The following is a 5,193-nucleotide window of genomic DNA, read 5'->3' on the forward strand; positions in this document are numbered from 1 at the left end:
CCCGCCTAAAATTTAGGCAAGATACGTGAATTACCTGGTCAGTTTTCAACCGGTACAACTAGGCTTTTAGTGTCAAGTTTCGATCGGTGTCAACAGTTGATAGCTGGTAAATTTTGAATGTTGATTGACATTGACGACAAAACACCAAATGAGTTCCACTTCGATAACCTGCCTGCAATGCAAAAAATAGGGTAGGCATTAACGCAAGATTTCCACTTAAGAAATGCAAAAAACTGTCCAATCAAGTGAGGCCACTTCTGTTATCACTCCAGAATTCTCCGACAAAATGCCGGATATTTAACAATCCTGGGTGGAAACTTTTCAACGCCGATTTACCCAAAATCCCGGTAAGTTTTGCACGCCGATTGCCAAAGCTTACTCTATTTCGTCGCTAGATAACAAAAAATGTCACATTTCTAATAAAGCACTCCGCCGCAAGCAGCGAGGTATTAAAAGCGCTCTTCAGGCTGCTGGTTTTCAGCCAGCCTTCGCCCCAAGGAGCGAGGAATTAAACTCGAAAGAGATTAAAGATTTAGGGGCTGTAGTAGATTAGCTTAGATGATAAGCTAATTTAATGAAGATAAGTCATTGTAGATTATTAAAGAAAACGCAATCAAGGTTGTTGGAATATTTTGTGTTGGAAGTTACAGCGCGATCAGCAGCCGATATATTGGGAATTCAACCTAATAGCGCAGCACTGTTTTATCGCAAAATACGAGAAGTGATTGTTTATCATCTAGAGCAAGAATCTCACGAAATCTTTCATGGTGTAGTGGAATTAGATGAAAGCTACTTTGGTGGTATTCGTAAGGGCAAGCGTGGTCGCGGCGCTGCGGGCAAGGTTGCTGTGTTTGGCATATTGAAGCGCGGTGGCAAGATTTATACGAGGGTTGTTGGAGATACTAAGACAGAAACATTGATGCCGTTAATTACTAGAAAGATAGCACCTGACAGCATAGTTTATACAGACTGTTATCGTAGTTATAATGCACTCGACGTGAATCATTTTTACCATGAGCGGATCAACCATTCCACACTATTTGCTCAAGGAAAGAATCACATCAACGGCATTGAAAACTTTTGGAATCAGGCCAAACGCGTCTTAAGAAAATACAATGGTATTCCTAAAGGCTCTTTTCCATTGTTTCTCAAGGAATGTGAATTCAGATTCAATTATGGAACACCTAAACAACAGTTAAAAATTTTGAAATCTTGGACTCAAATTTAATCTAATCTACTACAGCCCCAAGATTTTTATTTATATCACCATCCTAAAAGCTAACTTATAGCAACACTCCTGAATTGGCACGATTTGTGCTTTATTATTTAGTGCAGTATTAAAAAGGCAAACTCTGCGAAAGCAGAGGACGCAAAGTCACTGATCTAACGGGCAAATGCCCCATGATGGCAGGACTGCCAGATAACACCGCTCGCTTTAGTCGCATATGTGATTTGACGAGTATCGAACAATAAGTTCGATATGTATCCGCGCAGTTCCGTCCTTTTAAATTATAAGGAGGAATTAAATATGAACAGCAATAATCAAGCATTACTAGTCACCAGTTTGCTATCACCGGCCACCATCAAACCCAATCTATCCATTGCAGGCAAACAAGCGCATCGTGCCGCATTGATCGTACTATTGTTCATTATTAGCATGATGTTGACTCCCTGGGGAGTAGTACATGCTGGCGCCACCACTCCAGTTGTAACCACTCCGGTCAAATGGCACCCAGGCCATTACTACTCGCTTATGGATCATGGAAAAAATGCTTCTTGGTATTTATCGATGGTATATAAAGAACTCAAAGCAACGCCAGCATTACGTGGTGTGCATATTCGTTATTCTTGGGCAGAACTAGAAACATCCGAAGGCGTATATAATTTCTCGGCTATCGCTAAGCGTCTTTCTGAAGTTTCTGCAATAGATAAGCGCCTTATTATTATGTTGGAATTAAAATCATTCGACCCTTTGGATGAGTTTGTACCAGACTACATAAAAACGAGCGCATATGAAGGAGGGATATTTGAATATGAAAATCACAACTCAACCCCAAACTCAAATGGAGGAAAAAACATTAAGTTGTGGAATCCGCTTGTACGCGATCGCTTGGTTGCGCTAATTCGTGCATTGGGAAATCGTTTCAACTCCAACCCTTATTTTGAAGGTATCGGTTTAACAGAAACCTCCATGGCAATACCGGTGGTACCATTAACCAGTACTCAAATAAATGGCTATTACGACAATATTATTGAACTGCAACAGCAAATGCGCAAGCACTTCCCAAATACTGTGACGTTCCAGTTCACAAACTACCCACGGCCGATTTTAGAATCATTTATCGGTAGCTTGAATGCAATGGGAGCAGGATTGGGTGGACCGGATACTTTCCTTGAAGAACCTGGACTGCTTTTCCCTAACAACCCAAAGGGAGTCTATAATTACTATCCTCAACTTTCTGGAATTGTACCCTTGGCACCTTCGGTGATGTCGGGTAATTACAAAAATACCAGAGTCGATGGCACTGGTTATCAGCCTACTGTCGCAGAACTTCTTACTTTTGCACGGGATACGCTGAAAGCCAATTACATCTTCTGGATGCGCAATCCAGATTATTCTCCCAAGGTATTGGAATTACTGAACATGAGAAATCAAAAAATCACCCCTTCGGGTGGATTGGATCCAACTTGTCCTAGCGTCTATTCCTCTTGCATCAACTAGAAGAAATTTCCTGAGCAACTGTGTCTATGAAGAACACACTTCCCAAAGTATGTTCTTCATTTTGATCAACCCTGGAGTGCCCTGCTTTGACGGACAGTTTTCATTCAAAGCAGAGCATTTTTGTAACATCCGAATTATACCTGTCACTAAGCAGCTTTAAGTATCTCTCGTTAATACCCAGTTCATTAGGAGTTTTCTCGGAGTCCTAAGCAATGCACTTACCGATGTATTCCTCAAAACTCATATTCTTGCTGAGATCAGTTTGCCAACACGAAAATTAAATGAAGAATACATCCGATCCATAGGAGTTTCTCGAAATGAGTAGCAGCCTGGTTTCTGGTATCAGCGCGAATGCCAGACGCCTTGACTATACAAAAATAAGCTCAATTAGTACTTTTTCCGACCATAAATATCCTCAAAACGTACTATGTCATCTTCACCTAAATAGGAACCTGATTGAATCTCAATCATTTCAAGTGGCACACAACCTGGATTTTCTAGGCGATGGCTTGTACCGAGTGGAATGTAGGTTGATTCATTTTCGGATACTAGATAAATTTCTTCATTACGTGTTACACGAGCTGTACCACGTACGACAACCCAGTGCTCAGCGCGGTGATGATGCATTTGTAATGATAGGGCAGCACCAGGTTTAACAACAATACGTTTCACTTGAAAACGTTCGCCAAAATCAATCCCATCGTACCAGCCCCAAGGGCGAAATACTTTGCGGTGCAACTGCCCTTCTGAGCGGCCTTGACGCTTCAAACTATCGACAATTAATTTTACGTCTTGTGTTTTGTCCTTATGAACAACCAGTATGGCATCAGCCGTCTCAACAACAATCATATTTTCAATGCCGACACATGCCGCTAAGCGGCTTTCTGAAATAACAAGTGTATTTCTACAGTCATTTAATAGCACATCGCCCCTCGATACGTTACCTGCGTCATCTTTGGGAAGCACTTGCCACAAAGAATCCCACACACCGACATCAGACCAATCTGCGGAAAGTGGAATTACGACACCGGCTGGAAGTTCGCTATTATTGATGCTCAGTCGCTCCATTACGGCATAATCAATCGAATCACCAGGGCACTGCTCAAATGCATTCTTATCCACGCGCAGAAATTCACCATCAACTGATCCTTGATCCCATGCGATTTGGCATGCAGTCAGAATATCTGCCCGACACTTACCAATAGCAGATAACCATACAGAAGCACGCATCATAAATAACCTACTATTCCAGAGATAACTACCTGCATCAAGATAGGCTTGTGCCGTTGATAGATCAGGTTTCTCTACAAAGCGTGCAATATGGAAAATAGCTTCATCGTGCCCTACTAATTCACCCGACTGAATATAACCATATCCCGTTTCAGGAGCATCCGGCGCGATACCAAAGGTGACAATATTACCATCCATTGCTTGCGACATGCCTTTAAGAGCGGCAGCCTGAAATGATTCTATATCCATAATCACATGATCGGATGGCATTACCAATAAAACGGGATCACTCTCTTCGCGCATTGCTGCAAGCGCGGCTAGCGTTAATGCTGGCGCTGTATTGCGCCCAGTGGGCTCAAGCAGAATAGTTCCTTTTCTATCCATGATCCGTAATTGCTCTGCAATCACAAAACGATACTCTTCATTGCAAACAATTATCGGTGCATTTAGCTTGATCCCTTTCAGTCCGTCCAAACGGCGAATTGTAGCCTGTAGCAATGAGTCTTCACCTATCAACGGTAAGAGTTGTTTTGGATGTTTCTCACGAGAGAGTGGCCATAGACGTGTACCTGCCCCTCCCGACAAAATGATGGGTGCTAATGTCTTCATTCAATTCAATTCAATTCTAGTAAAATATTAAATTTCTTGTTTTTCATTTAATTTAAGGGGGGTTCAACATATTCAAACCTAGTAACGTTTTTTTCTTTTATATACTTTGTTTGATCAGATCAAAACTAGTTCAACTCATAATACTATCTAAATTCTCTATTTACAGATTAAGTTACCTACTGATAACACTATCGCATCGCTGATTAATTCAGATTAAATGACCTGCCAATGATCAGTTCCGCCACATTTAATAGTGTGTGTCTGAATACAAAAACACCGGATATATTTGATTGGCATTTTCAATCATCATTCTTTCTGAAAATAGTGATATCAACGATACATATCTTCCAGATCTTCACGAAACCTGATTTTCGCACACTGCCCCCCACAATCATCAAGGTATTCTAGTGTTGCATCTAAATTTTGGAAGCTGTTACCGTGCTTTATTTTTTCGTACTTTCTGATTAAAACGTTCAATCCAGTTAGTGGCACAAAGTTTGGAAGCGTCCCTCAACTCTGTATAACTTATTCAAAAATATAAAGAACTCGGCCGCAAGCGACCGAGTTTTAGAAGAGCGGTAGTTGCCCAAACCTCCCTTCCATTTCATCCATCACTGTGAGTTGATTTTGTA

3 protein-coding genes and 1 riboswitch are annotated in these 5,193 nt (G+C 41.3%); of the genes, 2 read left to right on the plus strand and 1 reads right to left on the minus strand.

All coding sequences use genetic code 11. The features are described 5' to 3' along the window. Positions 1–574: 574 nt before the first annotated feature. Both C8R34_RS15820 and C8R34_RS15825 read left to right on the plus strand, forming a co-directional pair. Positions 575–1,228, plus strand: coding sequence for an IS1595 family transposase (locus C8R34_RS15820; protein WP_110342212.1), 654 nt, complete (start codon positions 575–577; stop codon positions 1,226–1,228). A 106-nt stretch (positions 1,229–1,334) separates the two neighbouring features. Beyond that, a riboswitch (cyclic di-GMP riboswitch) is annotated at positions 1,335–1,421 on the plus strand. A 59-nt stretch (positions 1,422–1,480) separates the two neighbouring features. After that, positions 1,481–2,722 carry a glycoside hydrolase gene (locus C8R34_RS15825; RefSeq protein WP_258364540.1) on the plus strand — a complete coding sequence of 414 codons (1,242 nt, stop codon included), beginning with the start codon at positions 1,481–1,483 and terminating at the stop codon, positions 2,720–2,722. A 387-nt stretch (positions 2,723–3,109) separates the two neighbouring features. Here the strand turns inward: C8R34_RS15825 and C8R34_RS15830 are convergent, their stop codons facing one another. Continuing rightward, entirely contained in the window at positions 3,110–4,561 is a 1,452-nt protein-coding gene (locus tag C8R34_RS15830; protein WP_110342216.1) for a mannose-1-phosphate guanylyltransferase/mannose-6-phosphate isomerase, read from the minus strand. Positions 4,562–5,193: the final 632 nt, after the last annotated feature.

Origin of the sequence: Nitrosomonas sp. Nm84 (assembly GCF_003201565.1) — a bacterium.
Lineage (GTDB): Bacteria > Pseudomonadota > Gammaproteobacteria > Burkholderiales > Nitrosomonadaceae > Nitrosomonas.

What these genes read in the sequence shown, in the direction of transcription:
- C8R34_RS15820 (WP_110342212.1), top strand. Translation starts at nt 575, where the DNA reads ATGAAGATAAGTCATTGTAGATTATTAAAGAAAACGCAATCAAGGTTG.
- C8R34_RS15825 (WP_258364540.1), top strand. Translation starts at nt 1,481, where the DNA reads ATGTATCCGCGCAGTTCCGTCCTTTTAAATTATAAGGAGGAATTAAAT.
- C8R34_RS15830 (WP_110342216.1), bottom strand. Translation starts at nt 4,561, where the DNA reads ATGAAGACATTAGCACCCATCATTTTGTCGGGAGGGGCAGGTACACGT.